The organism is Clostridium collagenovorans DSM 3089 (assembly GCF_900130005.1).
GTDB lineage: Bacteria > Bacillota > Clostridia > Clostridiales > Clostridiaceae > Clostridium_D > Clostridium_D collagenovorans.
In genome coordinates this window covers 521,471-539,359 of sequence record NZ_FQXP01000003.1, presented here as the reverse complement: position 1 = coordinate 539,359, position 17,889 = coordinate 521,471, and the positions used below count along the sequence as shown (strand labels likewise).

At 29.4% G+C, this 17,889-nt stretch carries 19 protein-coding genes; 1 reads left to right on the top strand and 18 read right to left on the bottom strand.

From position 1 onward, the window contains the following. Positions 1-209: 209 nt before the first annotated feature. The 6 genes from BUA48_RS02630 to msrB form a co-directional block, all read right to left on the bottom strand. Positions 210-1,976 (bottom strand): ABC transporter ATP-binding protein, encoded by a 1,767-nt coding sequence (locus BUA48_RS02630; RefSeq protein ID WP_072829782.1) that lies wholly within the window; start codon positions 1,974-1,976, stop codon positions 210-212. Between the two features lies 1 nt (position 1,977). Further along, the gene (locus tag BUA48_RS02625) at positions 1,978-3,708 is read right to left on the bottom strand and encodes an ABC transporter ATP-binding protein (RefSeq protein ID WP_072829780.1); all 1,731 of its coding nucleotides are present in this window, start codon (positions 3,706-3,708) and stop codon (positions 1,978-1,980) included. A 435-nt stretch (positions 3,709-4,143) separates the two neighbouring features. Then, positions 4,144-4,872, bottom strand: a complete 729-nt coding sequence (locus tag BUA48_RS02620; RefSeq protein ID WP_072829778.1) for a sugar phosphate nucleotidyltransferase — start codon at positions 4,870-4,872, stop codon at positions 4,144-4,146. Next, positions 4,873-5,991 (bottom strand): GHMP family kinase ATP-binding protein, encoded by a 1,119-nt coding sequence (locus BUA48_RS02615; RefSeq protein ID WP_072829776.1) that lies wholly within the window; start codon positions 5,989-5,991, stop codon positions 4,873-4,875. It abuts the gene before it with no gap. 108 nt (positions 5,992-6,099) lie between these two features. Next, positions 6,100-6,654: a nitroreductase family protein gene (locus tag BUA48_RS02610; protein WP_072829774.1), complete on the bottom strand. Its 555-nt coding sequence runs from the start codon at positions 6,652-6,654 to the stop codon at positions 6,100-6,102. A 100-nt stretch (positions 6,655-6,754) separates the two neighbouring features. Continuing rightward, positions 6,755-7,201, bottom strand: a complete 447-nt coding sequence (msrB, locus tag BUA48_RS02605) for a peptide-methionine (R)-S-oxide reductase MsrB (RefSeq protein WP_072829772.1) — start codon at positions 7,199-7,201, stop codon at positions 6,755-6,757. 264 nt (positions 7,202-7,465) lie between these two features. Here msrB and BUA48_RS02600 point away from each other — a divergent pair, with 264 nt between their 5' ends. After that, complete coding sequence (locus BUA48_RS02600; protein ID WP_072829771.1) at positions 7,466-7,747, top strand: DUF503 domain-containing protein; 282 nt, start codon at positions 7,466-7,468, stop codon at positions 7,745-7,747. A 23-nt stretch (positions 7,748-7,770) separates the two neighbouring features. Here BUA48_RS02600 and BUA48_RS02595 read toward each other — a convergent pair whose 3' ends face one another. The 12 genes from BUA48_RS02595 to BUA48_RS02540 form a co-directional block, all read right to left on the bottom strand. Next, on the bottom strand, positions 7,771-8,448 hold the full coding sequence (locus tag BUA48_RS02595) for a deoxynucleoside kinase (protein ID WP_278336831.1): 678 nt from the start codon (positions 8,446-8,448) through the stop codon (positions 7,771-7,773). Positions 8,449-8,676: 228 nt separating this feature from the next. Further along, a complete protein-coding gene (locus tag BUA48_RS02590) occupies positions 8,677-10,056 on the bottom strand; it encodes an MATE family efflux transporter (RefSeq protein WP_072829769.1) in 1,380 nt (459 codons plus the stop codon). 285 nt (positions 10,057-10,341) lie between these two features. Continuing rightward, positions 10,342-10,809, bottom strand: a complete 468-nt coding sequence (locus BUA48_RS02585; protein WP_072829767.1) for a cupin domain-containing protein — start codon at positions 10,807-10,809, stop codon at positions 10,342-10,344. Between the two features lie 36 nt (positions 10,810-10,845). After that, on the bottom strand, positions 10,846-11,931 hold the full coding sequence (gene eutH / locus BUA48_RS02580; protein ID WP_072829765.1) for an ethanolamine utilization protein EutH: 1,086 nt from the start codon (positions 11,929-11,931) through the stop codon (positions 10,846-10,848). Between the two features lie 52 nt (positions 11,932-11,983). Then, on the bottom strand, positions 11,984-12,529 hold the full coding sequence (locus BUA48_RS02575) for a BMC domain-containing protein (protein ID WP_072829763.1): 546 nt from the start codon (positions 12,527-12,529) through the stop codon (positions 11,984-11,986). A gap of 40 nt (positions 12,530-12,569) precedes the next feature. Continuing rightward, entirely contained in the window at positions 12,570-12,842 is a 273-nt protein-coding gene (locus tag BUA48_RS02570; protein WP_072829761.1) for a EutN/CcmL family microcompartment protein, read from the bottom strand. A gap of 21 nt (positions 12,843-12,863) precedes the next feature. Then, a complete protein-coding gene (locus BUA48_RS02565) occupies positions 12,864-13,631 on the bottom strand; it encodes a hypothetical protein (RefSeq protein WP_072829759.1) in 768 nt (255 codons plus the stop codon). A 47-nt stretch (positions 13,632-13,678) separates the two neighbouring features. Beyond that, positions 13,679-14,503: an ethanolamine utilization protein EutJ gene (gene eutJ, locus BUA48_RS02560; protein WP_072829757.1), complete on the bottom strand. Its 825-nt coding sequence runs from the start codon at positions 14,501-14,503 to the stop codon at positions 13,679-13,681. A 16-nt stretch (positions 14,504-14,519) separates the two neighbouring features. After that, the gene (gene pduL, locus BUA48_RS02555; RefSeq protein ID WP_072830548.1) at positions 14,520-15,152 is read right to left on the bottom strand and encodes a phosphate propanoyltransferase; all 633 of its coding nucleotides are present in this window, start codon (positions 15,150-15,152) and stop codon (positions 14,520-14,522) included. Between the two features lie 21 nt (positions 15,153-15,173). Further along, complete coding sequence (locus tag BUA48_RS02550) at positions 15,174-15,929, bottom strand: cobalamin adenosyltransferase (protein ID WP_072829755.1); 756 nt, start codon at positions 15,927-15,929, stop codon at positions 15,174-15,176. Positions 15,930-16,039: 110 nt separating this feature from the next. Further along, positions 16,040-16,324 carry an ethanolamine utilization microcompartment protein EutM gene (eutM, locus tag BUA48_RS02545; protein ID WP_072829754.1) on the bottom strand — a complete coding sequence of 95 codons (285 nt, stop codon included), beginning with the start codon at positions 16,322-16,324 and terminating at the stop codon, positions 16,040-16,042. A 72-nt stretch (positions 16,325-16,396) separates the two neighbouring features. Then, the gene (locus BUA48_RS02540) at positions 16,397-17,872 is read right to left on the bottom strand and encodes an acetaldehyde dehydrogenase (acetylating) (RefSeq protein ID WP_072829752.1); all 1,476 of its coding nucleotides are present in this window, start codon (positions 17,870-17,872) and stop codon (positions 16,397-16,399) included. Positions 17,873-17,889 lie beyond the last annotated feature (17 nt).

Genomic DNA, 17,889 nt, shown 5'->3' with positions numbered 1-17,889 from the left:
CCATAAAAATTTTAATACTAATTAATTTACATTTTATTAAATTATTAATATTTTATACATAATATAACAATATATGGTTAAAAAAGTCAATATATTTTTTATCTTTTAACCTTAAAGTTACTTTATTTTTATCCTCTCTTTAACAAAATTAACCCCTATGAGTTTATCATAGGGGTTAATTCTATTATATTAATTTCAACTTATTTTATTTAGGCTTCTTTTAAGAAACTGTATTGCGCACAGTAAAGGTTATAGTAATATCCTTTTTTCTTTAGAAGCTCTTCGTGTTTACCACTTTCTACAATCTCACCGTCTGAAACAACAAAAATTTTATCACAGTCTCTAATAGTTGATAATCTATGTGCTATAACGATAGATGTTCTTCCTTCCATTAACTTTTTTATTCCTTTTTGAACTAATCTTTCAGTTTCTGTATCAATGTTTGCTGTTGCCTCATCTAATATAAGAATTCTAGGATCTGCAATTAAGGCTCTTGCAAAGGCTATTAATTGACGTTGTCCTAAGGATAATCTAGAACCTCTTTCATTTACATTAGTATCATAGCCATTCTCTAATTTTTCTATGAAACTATGAGCATTAACTGCTTTAGCTGCTGCTACTATTTCTTCATCTGTAGCATCAAGTTTTCCATAACGTATATTTTCTTTTATTGTAGTTGAAAACAGGAAGGAGTCTTGAAGCATTATTCCCATTTGACTTCTTAAACTCTCTAAGTTTACAGTTTTTATATCAGTACCATCTATTAATACTCTTCCCTTGCTTGGATCATAAAATCTACTTATTAAGTTAGTTATTGTTGTCTTTCCTGCACCTGTTTCACCTACAAGAGCAATTTTTTCTCCTGCTTTTAGAATAAAATCTGCATCTTTCAATGCATAGGTTTCATCATCTTCGTAGGAAAAGCTTACATTTTCAAAGGTTACCTTTCCTTTTATTTTAGGAAGTGCTGTACTACTTGCCTTAAGTTCCATATCATTATGTGTATCTAATATATCAAAAATTCTTTCAGCTGCTGAAAGGTTTGTAATAAAAGCATTATAGAATGCCGATAAATTCATAATTGGTCTCCAAAGCATTTCTATATACATTATGAATGCCATTAAGGTACCAGGAGATAAATTATCTCCTGTTGTAAGTTTATATCCTGTTAATAATACTATTGCTATTCCTAGTCCTCGACATATATCAACTACTGGCCAAAAGGTATCTTGTAGTTTTACTGCATGCATGAAGCCTGAAGCATGCTGATTTAAATGCTCTTCATACTTATCTCGCGCATAGTCTTCTCTTCCAAAACCTTGTATTACTTTCATACCTGAAAAGGCTTCATGGGTATATCCAAGTAGACTTGAACGTTTATCTCTATATTTTCTCCAACGTTTATTAGACTTTACCTCTATTAAAAACATAGCTATAAATAAAATAGGCATTACTGTAAGACATACTATAGCTAACTTTACATTTAAAATCATCATCATTACTATAACTAAAGCTACTGTGAATATATTAGGTATTAAATTTACAATACTACTATTTAATAAGTTTTGTAGTGCGTTTACATCACCTACTACCCTTGATAAAATTTTACCTACTGGTCTATTATCAAAGAAAGAAAAACTTAAGGTTTGAATATGTGTATACAATTCATGTCTTATATCAACTAAAACTTGATTTGTGATTTTGCTCATTACAAGTATTCTAATTTTAGATAATATCATAACAACTAGATTTAATATTACTAAAGCTAGCCCTATACCTAATAAACCCTTTACATTACTTGATCCAACAAAATTATCTATAGATACTTTCATAAGCATAGGATTTAAGGTATTGCACCCCATTACTATTAAAAGTAAAAATATAACTCCTATAGCCTTCCATTTATAAGAAGATACATATCTCAGTAATCTTTTCAATGTAGTAATTTTTGAGGTTTCTTTTATAACTTCTTCCATATTAGCTCACCTCCTGAATTAAGTCTAAATCTTGAAATTGATGACAGTAAATATTGTAGTACTCTCCCTTTTCACTTAATAATTCTTCGTGATTTCCTTTTTCTACAATCATTCCATCCTTCATAAATAAAATTATATCTGCATCTTTAACACCAGAGATTCTATGTGCCACTATAAAAGTCGTAGCAACTTTCTCTTTTTGTGATAAATTTTTAAGAACATTAAATTCTGTTTCCATATCAAGGGCTGAAGTCGCATCATCTAAAATTAGAATAGGAGAATTTCTAATTAAAGCTCTTGCAATAGATAATCTTTGCTTTTGTCCACCTGAAAGACCTAATCCTCTTTCACCTACAAAGGTTTCATATCCTTGAGGCATTTCTTCTATAAAATCATAAGCACAGCTTTCCTTTGCAGCTTGCTTAATTTCTTCCTCTTTTTTATTAGATCCAAAGTCAATATTATTCTTAATTGAGTCTGAAAATAAGAAGGTATCTTGGAATACAACTGCCATATTGTTTCTTAAAAATTCTAGATCCCACTCTTTAACATCAACACCATCTACAAGAACTCTTCCTTCTTGTACATCGTAATATCTTCCTATTAGTGAAAGTAACGTGGATTTACCACAGCCTGTTTCACCCATAATAGCTACACTACTTCCTGCTGGTATATTTAAATTAATATTTTTTAGTACAACTTCTTCTTCATATTTAAAAGTAACATTTTCAAAGCAAATATCCCCTTTTATACTTTCTGGTTTATATGCTTTATCCTTTGCTTTTATTTTAGATTCTCTAGAAAGTATCTTAAAGATTTTATCTAAAGAAGCTTTATTTTGTGAAAGTAAGTTCATTAAATCTCCTATATTTCTTACACAAAAGGAAAGGTTTAAAATATAACTACTAAACGCAACTAAAGTACCTATTGTTACTTCTTGCTTTATACATAAAAATCCACCATATATAATCATAGCTACTGGTGCTAAATTAGTAAGTAACTCAATTAGTGGGATAAACTGACTAAGTATTTTAGCTTTCTTTATATTTAAATCATAATAATCCTGATTAACCTTTAAGAATTTTGAAATCTCATGCTTTTCTCTTGCAAAGGCCTTAACTAGTCTTATTCCTGCTATATCTTGCTGAGCCATTGAGTTGATTTCAGCTGTTTGATCACTTATAGAAGAATAAACATTCCAGAATTTTTTTTCAAAGGATATTCCTAAGAATGCCACTGGAACTAAAATAACTAAACATGCAATAGTCAACTTAATGCTCATTGAAAACATTAAAGTAGAGGAAATAATAAATAAAATTATACCTTCCACAAATAATCTTATACCATAAGATATTGTTTCCCAAACTATGTCTACATCTTCACTTATTCTAGACATTAATTCTCCTGTATTGTTTTTATCAAAGAATGAAAACTCAAAGCTTTGAATTTTTTTAAATATATCATCTCTTAGTTCCCTAGACACATCTAAGGAAAACTTATCAAACATGAACTCTTTTATATATCCTAAGCCCCCTCTTAGCAGTGCAAACCCTACAAAAATACAGAAAAACATAACTAATAAACTAGCTTTATTTCCTTGAATAATCTCATCTACAAAGTATTTTTGTAACAATGGAAAAACACAATCAATTGATAAGGTTATTATCATAGCTAATATTGGAATGCTTAAAAACTTTAAATGTTTTGAAATATAATTTTTAAATAATCTCATTGATTAACCCCCTTTTTTCCAAAACTGTTCCCCTAAAAAAGAACTTATCCACTTATGAGTAAATTTATTCCATATAGTGCAAAATAAAAGAGCATAGATTATTCATCTATGCTCTATAACTCATATACGTAAATGGATAGTTAATAACTACATAATAAAAGAATTTCTTAAATATAGTTATCTTCTTTATTTAGAGGTATAGACGATGAATAATTAAACTTATTAAATTTAACAACATTGTAATTTCTGTTGATTATTAAATTTGTCATCTTTCTAACCTCCTTTTCTAAATTTATATTACTATTAGATTTTATTCCAAATTTTCTGAAAAGTAAATACTTTTTCAAAAGTTTTTTGAAAAATCTAATTTTTTTTGTATATTTATTCAAATCCACATATTAAAACCTTATTTTTAAAATAAATATAATTATTTCATTACAGTTTTAAATTACTTTCACATTCTTTTAAATCCTCTAATGTGTTTACTCCCAAAAGTTCTTGCACTTTATTATTTATATAAATATGAACCTTCTCACCCTTTGATAATACAATTTTAGGAACATCAGTTAAATAATATTCCCTTTGTGAGTTGTTATTTTTAATTTCTTTTAAAGCTTCAAATAAAATTTTACTATTGAAAATATATAATCCTACATTTAGTTCTTTAATATCTTTTTCTTTTTCAGTACAGTCTCTTTCTTCAATAATATCTTTTAAATTATTATTTTCATCTCTTATTATTCTTCCATAAGCTGGCGATGTTTCAAAAATCCCAGTCATAATAGTGCACTTAGAATTATGATTTTCATGATAACTTATAAATTCTTTTAAAGTATCACTAGAAACTAAGGGCATATCCCCATATAATACAAGAACATTTCCACTATAATTCTCAAAATCTTTCTCAGCAACTAGCGCCGCATGACCTGTGCCTAATTGCTCCCTTTGGAAAACATAATTATATTCTTTTGAAAGATGCTGTATAACTTTATTTCCTTGGTATCCCACAACTATAAAAGTATCCTTCTTCTCTATAAAAGATACGTTATGTAAAACATATTCAATTAAAGGCTTATTATTTACTTCTCTTAAGACCTTTGGTAAATCAGCTTCATCAGAATTTAATCTACTTCCTTTTCCTGCTGCTAAAATAATAGTCCTCATTTATTTCTCCACCCTTAATCCATCACTATCTGGATTTAATATTTTCCCTACATATCCAAGGTCTTCAACAGCCTTTAAAATTCTTTGGCAATCCTCTTCCTTAGCATAAACAAAACAACAACCACCGCCACCTGATCCGTTTATCTTGCCACCCAAAGCTCCATTTTCATATGCTACACTTAATATTTGCTCTATTTCCTTTGTAGAAATATTAAGTGCATCTCTTAAGTTCTCATGGTGAGCCTTTAACAAGTTACCAAAAACCTCTGGTAAGAATCTATCTTTAGATAATAAATTTTTTCCTTGTTTTAAAATATAATAATTTCTTATATTGGCTATTACTTTTTTTCTTTTTTCTTCACTTAATAAACCTATCAGATAGTCTCTATCTTCTCTATATATTAAATCTTTAAAACTTCTAACACCCTTATTTTCTAATTCCTTAATTGCCTCCACTATTGGAGTTTTCGCTGAAGCTAGTACCTTAGTTGTGTCTTTATCACGTAAAGAATCAAACAAAATAAACTTTCCTGGTATTTCAAAGTCTATTTCATTAATTTGTGGATGCTTATCTGAAAATTTTAAATTTAAAATACCACCTAAGGCTGAAGCATAATGATCCATCATTCCTCCTGGTTCATTAAATTCTTCAACCTCTGCAATATAACCAAGATAAGCTATTTTTTCTTTGTTATCCTTATCCTGTGACTCTATTCCTTCTAATATAGCTTTTATTATAGCAATTATCATAGTAGATGATGAACACATACCCTTTCCAACAGGTATATCCGAAACCATCTTTATATCAAAACCCTGATTTAATGAATATCCTGATTTTCTCAAGGTATTTATAATACTTTTGATATAATCTCTATTATTTTCATAAACTATATCTTCTTTTAAATTTATATAATGGTTTACCCAATTATAAACCTCTCCAGTATCTTCATTAAATTTTCTGCTTCCTATCTTAACTGTTACTACATTATCTTTTCTTTCTTTAAACTCTGCATAAAACCTTATACTTATAGCTTGTGTTATGACCTCTAAACCTAAATAATCTTGATGTTCACCAAAGAAACATATTCTACTTGGTGTAGATACTTCTATTTGTTTCATATACTACCTCTTTTTATTTATTATGCTATCAAGTGAAAGCTATGCAATTTAAAAAGGAAATATTCCTCTTAAATTTAACAAAAGCCTTTATACAAAATCTATCTTTAATTATTCAATAAAAGTAAATACTTCTCTATTTTTTTTAGGTCCTTCTTTTATCCTATTGTCAATTTTATATCCAAGTGCAACAGTGTAAAAAGCACTATACCCCTCTGGAATATTCAAAATCTCTTTATAATTATGTTGAGTTTTAAAATAATGATCTGTCAATCCAATCCATACAGATCCTATATTTAAACTTTCAGCTGCTAAAAGCATATTCTGAATTGCTGCTGAACAATCTGTTATAGGAGAATAGCCCTGATCTTTTCCTGAAACAACAATTACAGTAGGTGCTCCATAAAAAACAGATTTACATTTGTTTCCCATATTAACAATCCATTCTTCTGGGCTTTTTTTCATCTCTTCTAGTGTCTTAGAGCTTATTTCTTCTATAAGCTCAGCATTTTGTATCACCGTAAAAAACCATGACTGTTCATTACATGCAGAAGGTGCTGAAATAGCTGCTTCTAAGATTTGATCTAATTCTTCTCTTTTTATTTGCTCACTTTTGTATCGTCTCACACTACGTCTATTCTTTATATTTAAAAGTACTTCATTCATAACATTCACCTCTAAAATTATTATAATTACAATATCTATATTAGACCATTACTTTGTAATTTTCTAGATGTATTTGCATAATCATGTACTTTTTTCTTTATTATTCATTGAAGCACTCTAGAAATTCTCCGTAGCCCTCTCTTTTTAAATTCTCTTTTTTAATAAACTTCAAAGCTGCAGAATTTATATAATATAAAAATCTATTACCCTCTAGAGATTCATCTAATACCTTATATCCTAAATGTGAATCAGCAATTTTACTTCTTAACTCTACTTTCTTTTCTTCATTATTATTTTCAACAACATTATCCTCTATTAAAACTTTACTAAATGTTGGCCACCCACATTCTAGGTCTAACTTATCCTTTGAACTAAATAAGGGTTCTCCTGAAACTATATCGACATATATACCTTCTTCAAAGTTATTATTATATAAATTAATATAAGGCTTTTCTGTTAAATTTTCTTGAGTAACTTTGTATTGCATATATGATAACTTATTTTTTATTTCTTCCTTTGAAGGTTTAAAATATACTTTTTTTTCCATAAACTCCTCCACACTAACACTTTTATTTCTTTTCTCTTATATTAATATTATAACCAAAGTTTTCTTCAAAAGCTTTATTTTTTTATTAATTTATTATTTTATTTATATATATTAATAATGCTTTTACATAAATTACAATAAAATGCTTTTTATATTATTTTTTTTAATTTATATATTTTTTTAAAGTCTTTTTATTTCCTATGAGTATTTTATTAGAAAGTTAAGTATAATATATTTGAAGATAACCTATGGAGGTGATTATAAATGGATATTCTTATTTTGACTATAACTTTAAGAGCTAGTTTTGTTCATTCTTTAAAAGAAAAAAGAATGGTGGTAAAAAGTATTATGGCAAAGCTTAAAAATAAGTTTAATATTTCTATAATAGAATCTGAAAATCAAGACATTCATCAAAGTATTGTATTATGTATTGCATCAGTTTGTGCTAACTCTAAAATAGCTGACTCTACTATGGAGCATATAATAACCTTCATTGAAGATAATTGTGAAGCTGAAATTATTAATATAGAAAGAGAAAGTTACTAAACTTTCTCTTTCTATATTAGCTTTTATTTCTTATTTATTTCTTCAAGCTTGTTTTTTATTAAGTTTATAACAAAATTTCTATCATCATTATTATTTACATAATCTAAGTCATCAACATTGATTTTTAATATAGGTGATATATTATAGTAATTAAAATAATCTCTATACTCTTTATTTAATTGTTCCCAATATTCTCTCTCAACTACCTGTTCGTAGTCTCTTCCTCTTTTTTTGATTTTTTCTATTACTTTATCTACACTTGTTTCTAAATATATGATAAGTTTAGGAGCTTGTACATGTTCTAACATATTTGCAAGTAATTCTTTGTATAATGCATACTCTTCTTTTTCCATATCTCCACCATCACATAACATTCGTGCAAATATAACATCTCCATATATACTTCTATCCATTATGGTTCCATCTAATTCTTGAGCATCTTTAAGCATTGCAAATCTTCTATTTAAAAAGAAAATTTGTAATGGGAAAGAGTATCTTTTCCTATTATAATAAAATTTATCTAGTAATGGGTTATCTGAAACAGGCTCTAAAAATGGTTTATATCCAAATTCACTAACTAATATCTCCATTAAGCTAGTTTTACCAACACCTACTGGCCCATCTATTATAATAGCATTCATTATTACTTCTTCCTTTCTTTTGTTTTCTATTAGCTCAAAAAAATTTTTGTATTCATTCAAGATTGATTCCTCCATGATATTTATATACCTTCATTTTATTATACAATAAAACGACAATTTATTTCAAATAACAGTTTGTTTTTCTTATTTATTTGCTTTGAAATCACTTTTTTTAAAATAATATTATTTATATTTAATTTGTTTTCCATATTATTTCTTTATAGCTCTAATCTAAAAATAAAAATAGCTATGGAAAATAATACTATTTATTGTTCCACAGCTATTTTATTATTTATTTAAAGTTACATTTTTCATCCATTTAAATGAAAATAACCTACGTCCTATTGGAATGGTTTTAACACTTTCTTCTATTATTATCATTGCATATACAACTCTTATATCAAACTTAAAGTAAAAGGCTGCTAAAAACGTTAATGGTACACCTATTGTCCACATTGTTAATGTCTCAAGAATTAAAGCAAACTTAGCATCTGCTCCCCCTCTAAATATACCAACAACTGAAATCAAGTTAAAACTCTTAACTAAAAAGTTAATTCCCATTACTGCTATCATACCTCTAGCATACACCGCTACTATATCTGACACATCAAAAATAGTTACTATGTATGGAGCTGATATATTAAGTATTATACATAAAATTATCCCTAACAAAATTGATAGGAATGCAAACTTCTTAGAGTAATCCTTAGCACGTTCCTCATTTCCTCTACCTATCTCATTTCCAACTATTACAGCTGAGGAGTGAGCCATTCCATATCCACCTACCATGCACAAATTATATACAGTTGTACATATTTGAACAGCTGCCATTGATTGTACACCTAATCTTCCATAGGCTATAGAATACATAGTAGTTCCTAATACCCATAGTAAATCATTTAACATAGTTGGTAAAACTGTTCTAATTATATTCATTATGAATGCAATTGTTATTCCACTTAATTCTTTAACTTTAAGAGCTAATTCATTTTTAGTTATGTAAATATATCCTATTAATACACTACATTCAACTATTCTAGCTATAGTTGTAGCAATAGCTGCCCCTGTAACTCCTAAAGCTGGAGCTCCTAAGTTTCCGAAAATAAATACCCAGTTTAATACTGTATTTATTATTAATGCTACTATACTTACTTTCATAGGTAGTTTACTATTTCCTATACTTCTTGAAGCAGTACTAAATCCAACTGTCAGTGCATTAAAGAAATAACTTAGTCCTACAATTCTTAAATAGCTACTTCCTAAGTTTATAACTGTAGCATCTGTATTAAAAATTGAAATAATCTTCTCTGGGAAAACAACTGCTAATAAAGTAAATATTAAAGCAAAAACACTTCCTGTTAATAATCCGAAACCTTGTACCTTTTTTATATTAGATAAATCCTTTTTCCCCCAATATTGTGATATGAAAATACCACATCCAGCAAATAATCCAGATAATAAAATCGTATACAATAAATAGTATTGATTTGATATTCCAACTGCTGCAAGTTCGTTTTCCCCTACTCTGCCTATCATAATTGTATCTACCATATTAAGTGAAGATGCAACTAAATTTTGAATAACTATAGGTAGTGCTATTCTTGCTAGTGTCGAGTAAAATTTTGAATCATTAAATAAATCTTTTCTTATGTAATTAACAACTCCCACACTTTTTCCCCCTTGATCTTATGTTACTTTTTATGCTATAAAATGCCTCATAAAATTATAGCATAGTATTATTTGTTAAACTAGCATTATTTCGATAATATTGGACATAATACTATTTGGAATTTAAATTTAATAAATTTAATAAATTTTATAATTTTTAATTATTTATTATAAACTTCCACTTTTCTTTTATATTAATAACTTATAACAACATAACAAAAAGTCCCCATATTGGGGACTTTTCACTATTATATATTAAATCTTTTTGAATTATTATAATTTATATTATCCTAATTCAGCCCAGTTAGCTGGGTATGTTACATACATAAACTTAGCATAGTTAGGAACTGTAAAGTGGATTGAAGAGTTTTTAGGAATGAATATTACTTCACCTTTATTCGCAACTACTTTTCTTCCATCTATATCGATTTCCAAAGTTCCTTCAATAATATAATCTACTTCATCATATTTTAAAGTCCATGCAAAACTTGTTTCTTCCATTTCCATAAGTCCACAACCTAATCTTGGACTTTCTTCTAATGTAAGAACGTCAGTACAGTTAACTTTATCATTTGGATTTCCTGTATCTAATTTTTGAGGTAAAGCAGTTTCTATTTTAATAGAAGCTATTCCGCTTTTGTCTACGTGTTTTTCAACGATTGGTCTTTCCTCTTTAGTTTCAGTTGTACCTAATTTTTCAGTTATAATTCTTCTAACGATCTCTTCGATCATTTTTTCATTTAAGTTTTCCATTAATATTACCCCCTTGGGTTTAATTTAATAAATATATTATTTTGTATCTTTTGGCTTTCTCATCATGAAGTATGCAACTGCAACTGCTGAGATACCACCAACTAATTTACCAACGATCATTGATGAAATCATTGTTGGGTCAACACCAGCAACAAATCCTAAGTGATCTCCAAATACGAAAGCTGCACTTACTGCAAAAGCAACGTTAATAACTTTTCCTCTTTCGTCCATGTCTTTCATCATACCAAACATTGGGATACTATTGGCTAAGCTGGCAATCATACCACCTGCAGCAATTTCGTTCATACCAAGTAATTTTCCAACTTTCATTAAAGGTGTTTTGAATACCTTTGTAATGAAGTGAACTAATGGGTATGCACCTGCAAGTACTATAGCTATATCTCCAACAACTTTGATACCTTCTGATAATGGAGCCATTCCTGGAATAACAACTATTCCTGTTAAAGTTTCAATGATTATTGCAACTAAACCAACTGTTATAACAGCTGTTACAAACTTACCAAAGTAAGTGAATCCTTTTATCATTCCGTTTGGAGCAAGTTTTAATCCTAAAGCAATTAAAACTGCAACTAAGATAATTGGTGTTAAGTTTTTAAGAACTAACATAGCTGGAAGTCCTGCTACTAAACCACCTATAAAACATCCTAGTGGAATTGTAATTATACCTGCTAAAACACCTTTAGCTAAGTATTGTTGATCGTCTTTTTTAATTATTCCTAATGCTACTGGAATTGTAAATACAATTGTAGGTCCCATCATAGCACCTAATATTGCACCTGCAAATTGACCTACCTGTGGGTTAACTGCTAATTCTTTAGCTAATTGATATCCACCCATGTCACAAGCTAATAAAGTTGTACCAAACATAGCTGGGTCTGCACCTAAAGCAGAATATAGTGGAACTACCACTGGTTTTAATAAGTTAGCTAATACTGGAGCTAAAGAAATAACCCCAACCATTGCTAGAGTTAAGGCACCCATAGCCATGAAACCTTCTTCGAATTGCTCGCCATAGCCAAATTTATTACCAAAAATTTTATCTACGGCACCGACAACTGCAAAGAACACCATAACGTAAATTATAATTTCATTAATACTCATTTGTCTTTCCCCTCTTTTCCTTTATTTTCATTATTAATATATCTTTAAAGTGTTAAAAAACACTTTTTAGGAGCTCTTCACTTGGAGATGGAATTATAACTTTGTTAATAAGTTTTTTACCTTCTATAACGTTTTCAGCAGATTTTAAAGCTTCTTCTACACTACTTACTGAACCTGTAAGTACATAATAACTTTTTCCGCCTATTCCGTTACCCAATACTAATTTAACAAGTTTAACAGTTCCAGATTTTAAAGCTTTATCTAAAGACACTATACCCATAGTAACTGAACTAACTTCCATTATTCCAATAGCATCATAACTATTACAAATTACTCTTTTATTTAAAGCTCTAACTATTTCCTCATGGATATTAGGTATAACATAACTCCCAATTAAGCTTTTGCCACCTAAATCGATAATTACTTTAACCGCTTCATTGAGTTCTTCAACATCTCCATTTAAAATAATCATAAACTTTCCTGGACATATGTGTTTTATAGTAAGAACTTCAACATAGGAAGTCTTGATCATTATGTCAGCTACTTCCATACCCTTTGCTATGCTGTTTAATTCCACTATCGCTAAAGCTCTAAACATTTCATCAACTCCAAACTTATTAAATCTTTAAGTGTAATAATTACTCTTGTTCTAAATCTAAAGAATCTACTATTCCTACAATTGTAGCATCTACAGGAATTCTTTTATCCCCTAGCTGAACTCTTGCGGAACTTCCATTAACTATTAACACTTGGTCACCCATACCAGCACCTACACTGTCAGCTGCTACTATTATTCTATCTGTTTTTTCACCTTTATGATTTAATGCTCTTACAACTAAGAACTTTAAACCATTTAGTTCTTCAGCTTTTCTAGTAGCCCAAAGGTTACCTATTACTTCACCTATTATCATAGTAATTCCACCCCTAAGATTTTATTTTTTATTTATTTGTAATTTACTTATTCTCGCAAAATCCTTAGCTAAAGGAGTAACTATAGAGTTTTTAGCAACTCTTATTTCATTAGCTCCTTGTTTGTAAGCATTTTTAATATCAACTTCTGATATTAGTTTTTTATTTCCGAAATCTATAACTCTAAAAGTTTTTTCATTATCTTCTTGTACTTCATTTTCTTCAGTATTTTTAGATAATTCTTTTACTTTAGTTTCATCACACTCTAAAGATTTTATGTAAGACATTCTTAAATTCTCTCCGTCCTCTTTAGGTGAAACAGCATTTTTTAGTGAATTTATTATAGTTTCTTCATTAAAAACATTTATACCAAAACTCTTTATCTTATCTTCATATCCTTTAAAAGTATTGAAGAAAACTTTATTAGCTGTTGAAGCATAATTTCTATAATCAATACCTTCCTCTAGGGCATATATTTTCTTTCCTTTAAATAATCCATCTATAATTAAAGATTCTTTATTGGAATTTTGCATTCCTAAAGCAAGATCTACTATTTCTTTATTATTAAGTGAAGGCACTATTAAAGCTTCGTATTGCTTTATATCATGTTTCACATCATCTATAAAATGAACATCAAAGTTATTAGATTTAAGTCTTTCTATTAAACTTTCATTTTCATTAGATTTTCCTAAAACTAATAAGCTATTTTTAGGATTCTCTAAAATCATAGATTCCTTAATTCTTTTCATTACTTCTTGTGTCACTTTTTCAATTAAAAGATCTATATTCATATTCTCCTCCTTTTCAGCAATTAAAAACATTGTAATCTATTATGTTGCTATTTACAACAATTAATCGCAATTCCTAAAGGAGTAACTAAAAAAGGATTAGATGGTTTTATAGTTTCAATACCTGTTTCCTTTTGAATTATTTTTTCAAAATTCTTCAAGCAACAAGTACCTCCAACTAGATAGATTTTATCTATATCAAATCTTCTTATATGAGAGCTTATAATTGAAGCTATTTTCTGAACTACTGGAGTAACCATTGGAAAAACGTCATTATAATAATTCGGATCCTTCTTTCTTTCCTCCCCTAGTTCAAAAGGTATTTTATATGCGCCTGATACTACTAGAGAAAGTTGAGTACCTCCTGTAGCCTCGTCAGCTGTATATATTACCTTTCCATCTTTAAAAATCGATAAACCTGTAGTTCCACCACCAACATCTACAACTACACCATTTTCAACACCTAATACAGCATTAGCTGCTGTTGGTTCATCTTGAACATCAACAACCTCCATACCAGCGCCTTCTACAACGTAGGTATGAGTTTTAACGTCTCTTTCATCAGTTCCTGGTGGTACAGCTATGGCAGCCTTTGTAAGCTCTACACCTAATTTATCTTCAATCTTTATCTTAAGCCTTCTAACTATATCCGTTGCACCTAAATAATCAACCACTAATCCATCTCTAACTACTTGTGCAAATTGCATTTCACATGCAACAGGGTTTTTCTCTTTATCAAGTACTACAATAACAATATAGGCCGTTCCAAGGTCTACCCCAACATAAAGTTCTTCATCTTTCTTTACTTTTGCTGGTTTTTTTATAGTATCTTCTACAGCTTTTATCACATTGTCTATCTCTTTAAGATCTTTCATTGATATAGCCCCTTTTCTACTTTATGATTTTTGCACGTATTCCATTAGTGAATCCGCATGCATTTGCTTCATCATAATCTAAATGTATTGCAGTATTAAATTTAGGACTTACTCTTACAGCTACTTTATTAAAGATTAATCCTCTTTCACCTTGAAGTTCTATTCCAACTATTTCACCATTAGCTACATTAAATTTTTCCGCATCTTCTGGTGTAATATGAATATGTCTCATAGCAGCAATAACACCTTCTTCTAGTTTTATAGCTGCTTTTTGAGTTGCTATTATGCAAGAACCACTGTTTTTAATATCTCCTGACATTCTAACTGGAGCATTTATACCAACAGAAACTGCATCACTTTTTGAAAGTTCAACTTGAGTTTCTGCTCTTGCTGGTCCTAAAACAGATACAGCTTGTAGAACACCTCTTGGTCCTATAACCATTACTTTTTCTTCACAAAGATATTGTCCTGGTTGAGATAAATCTCTTTTTTTAGTTAATTCATAACCTTCTCCAAAAAGAGTTTCAACATCTTTTTTTGATAAGTGAACGTGACGTCCTGATGCTTCTACTAGTATAGTATCCTCATCCTTACATTGGTTAATTCTCTCTAAAATTTCACCAACAATATAATCTATTTTGTTGTTCATTGAATTCACGCTCTTCACCTCTTATTTATATTTACCTACTGTATACTTACACATCATTATATAAAGACAACTACTTAATCTATTAAGCGCTCTTAAGATATCAGCTTTTGCTATATCCCCTTCTGCATTTTTAAAACATTGAAGGGCAGATATTTCAACTTCTCTTATTTGCGCTCTTAAAGCATTAAATAGTATAACTACTTCTCCCATTTCATAACTAGGATAGAATATATGCTCACAGTTTAAATGTTTTTTAGGATTGTGTGAATACGCTCTAAGTTCATCTTCATTTAGTCCTATAAGAATTTTTTTTGAAAATTCTTTATTTAAAATTTCACATTCTGAAATATCTCTTACATAAATTAAGACCTCTTCTAAGTCTTTCAAAGCATTTTTTTCTTTTAAGAGATTTAATCTTACTTGTGCTTCTAATATTTTGGCTAAAAGAGAGTCTAATTTACCTCTGAAGATTATTCTTTTATTGTCTTTATAAACTAATTTATTTCCATAAAGTTGTGTCATATACTCTGGTTTTTCTTCATAAAAACCACCATTTATACCTTCATACTTAGGCATAAATTTCTGTTCTGATTTTGCTTCTTCCTTAGAAGCTTTTGTAGCTTCCTCTTCTTCTCCCTTTATGACAAGTCTTATGTTCTTATCACTAAGGTACTGTTTAGCTGAAGGAGTTACTATTGCTCCCTTTTCTACTACGTATTCTGATACCTTTTTATTTCTTAATATGTTTCTAAGTGTACTTTCTGTTAAAACACTCATTATCTCACATCCTTTGCAAGATATAAAAAACTTAAATATAATTCACTTGTAGCTATAATATATAGCTACAAGTAAATTAAATTATTGATATCTTACCTTAATATTTTAAATTAAAGTTCGCTTTTTGGTAAAATAACTTCTACTTCACCGTGTGGTCTTGGAATTACGTGTACAGAAACTAATTCTCCAACTCTTTCTGCAGCAGCTGCACCAGCATCTGTAGCAGCTTTAACAGCTCCAACGTCTCCTCTTACCATAACAGTTACTAAACCGCCACCAACTTGCTCTTTACCAATTAAAGTTACGTTAGCTGCTTTAACCATTGCGTCTGCTGCTTCAATAGCTCCTACTAATCCTTTAGTTTCGATCATTCCTAATGCGTTCATGTTTGCCATTTTAATATCCTCCTAAGATTTCATGTATTTATTATTTTTAAATTTTATTTTTAATTACTATATTTTTGATAATTATTTTAATGAAGAAGCAAGCTTCTCTACAACTTTGTTAATTATCATTTCTAAATATTCTTCTGGAATCTCTGTGCAAGCTGTTGTTGCTGCAGCAGCTGTTCCTTTAATATCTTCTAATTCTCTTAAACCGTAAGTAACCTTTTTAATATCAATTAAGTCTAAAGGACCTACGTTAGCAGAAGTTGCACTTCCACCGATTGCTCCACATCCTAAAGTTAAGGCTGGAACTAAACCAGTTGATCCACCAATTCCACCTAATGCACCTGGTGTATTAACAAGCATTCTTGATACTGGTATCTTTAATGCAAATTTCTTAACTATTTCTTCATCATTTGTATGAATACAGAAAGTATGACCTTTTCCTTCATTCATTAATATCTTACTAGATAACTCTAAAGCTTCATCAACACTTTTAACTGTGTAGAAAGCTAATATAGTTGTAAGTTTTTCTCTTGAATATGGATTATCTTTACCTACTGTACATTGCTCAGAGATTAATACTCTAGCACTTGAAGGTACGCTTTCTAAATTAGCTAATTTAGCTAATGTCTTAACGTCTTTACCTACTATTTGAGGATTCATTGTTCCATTAGGTCTTAAAATGAATTTTCCTAATTTATCTGATTCCTCTGCATTTAAGAAGTAAGCTCCTTGAGCTTTAAGTTCTGCTATAACAGTTTCTTTCATGCTCTCTTCAACAACGATTGATTGCTCTGAAGCACAGATTACACCATTGTCAAAAGTCTTACTATCTAAAATTCTCTTAACAGCTAATTTAACATCAGCAGTTTTTTCAATGAATGCAGGACCATTTCCTGGACCTACCCCTATTGCAGGTGTACCTGAACTATATGCTGCATGAACCATAGCTTCTCCACCAGTTGCTAATATTAATGAAGTATCTCTGTTCTTCATTAATTCATTAGTACCTTCTAATGATGGTATAGTTATGCATCCTATTAATCCTTCTGGTGCACCAGCTTTAATAGCTGCTTCATTTAATATTTTTGCTGTTTCAATAATACAGTTTTTTGCATTTGGATGTGGTGAAACCACTATTCCATTACCAGCTTTTAAAGAAATTAATGTTTTATAAATTGTTGTTGAAGTTGGGTTTGTTGATGGAATTAATCCAGCTACAACTCCTACTGGAACAGCAACATCCATAACCTTATTTTCTTTATCATCTTTTATTATGCCAACTGTTTTAGTATTTATGATATGGTCGTATACTACGTTGCTAGCAAATTTATTTTTAATAACCTTATCTTCCCATCTACCGAAACCTGTTTCTTCGTTAGCCATTTTTGCTAATCTAACAGCTTCCTTTTCTACAGCTTTTGCCATAGCAGTAACTACAGCATCTACTTGTTCTTGTGAGAAGTTTTTGTATATTTCTTGAGCTTTTTTAGCTTTGGAAATAAGCATTCTTGTTTCTTGTATTGATAATAAATCTCTATCTATCATTTCCATTTATAATCTACCTCTCT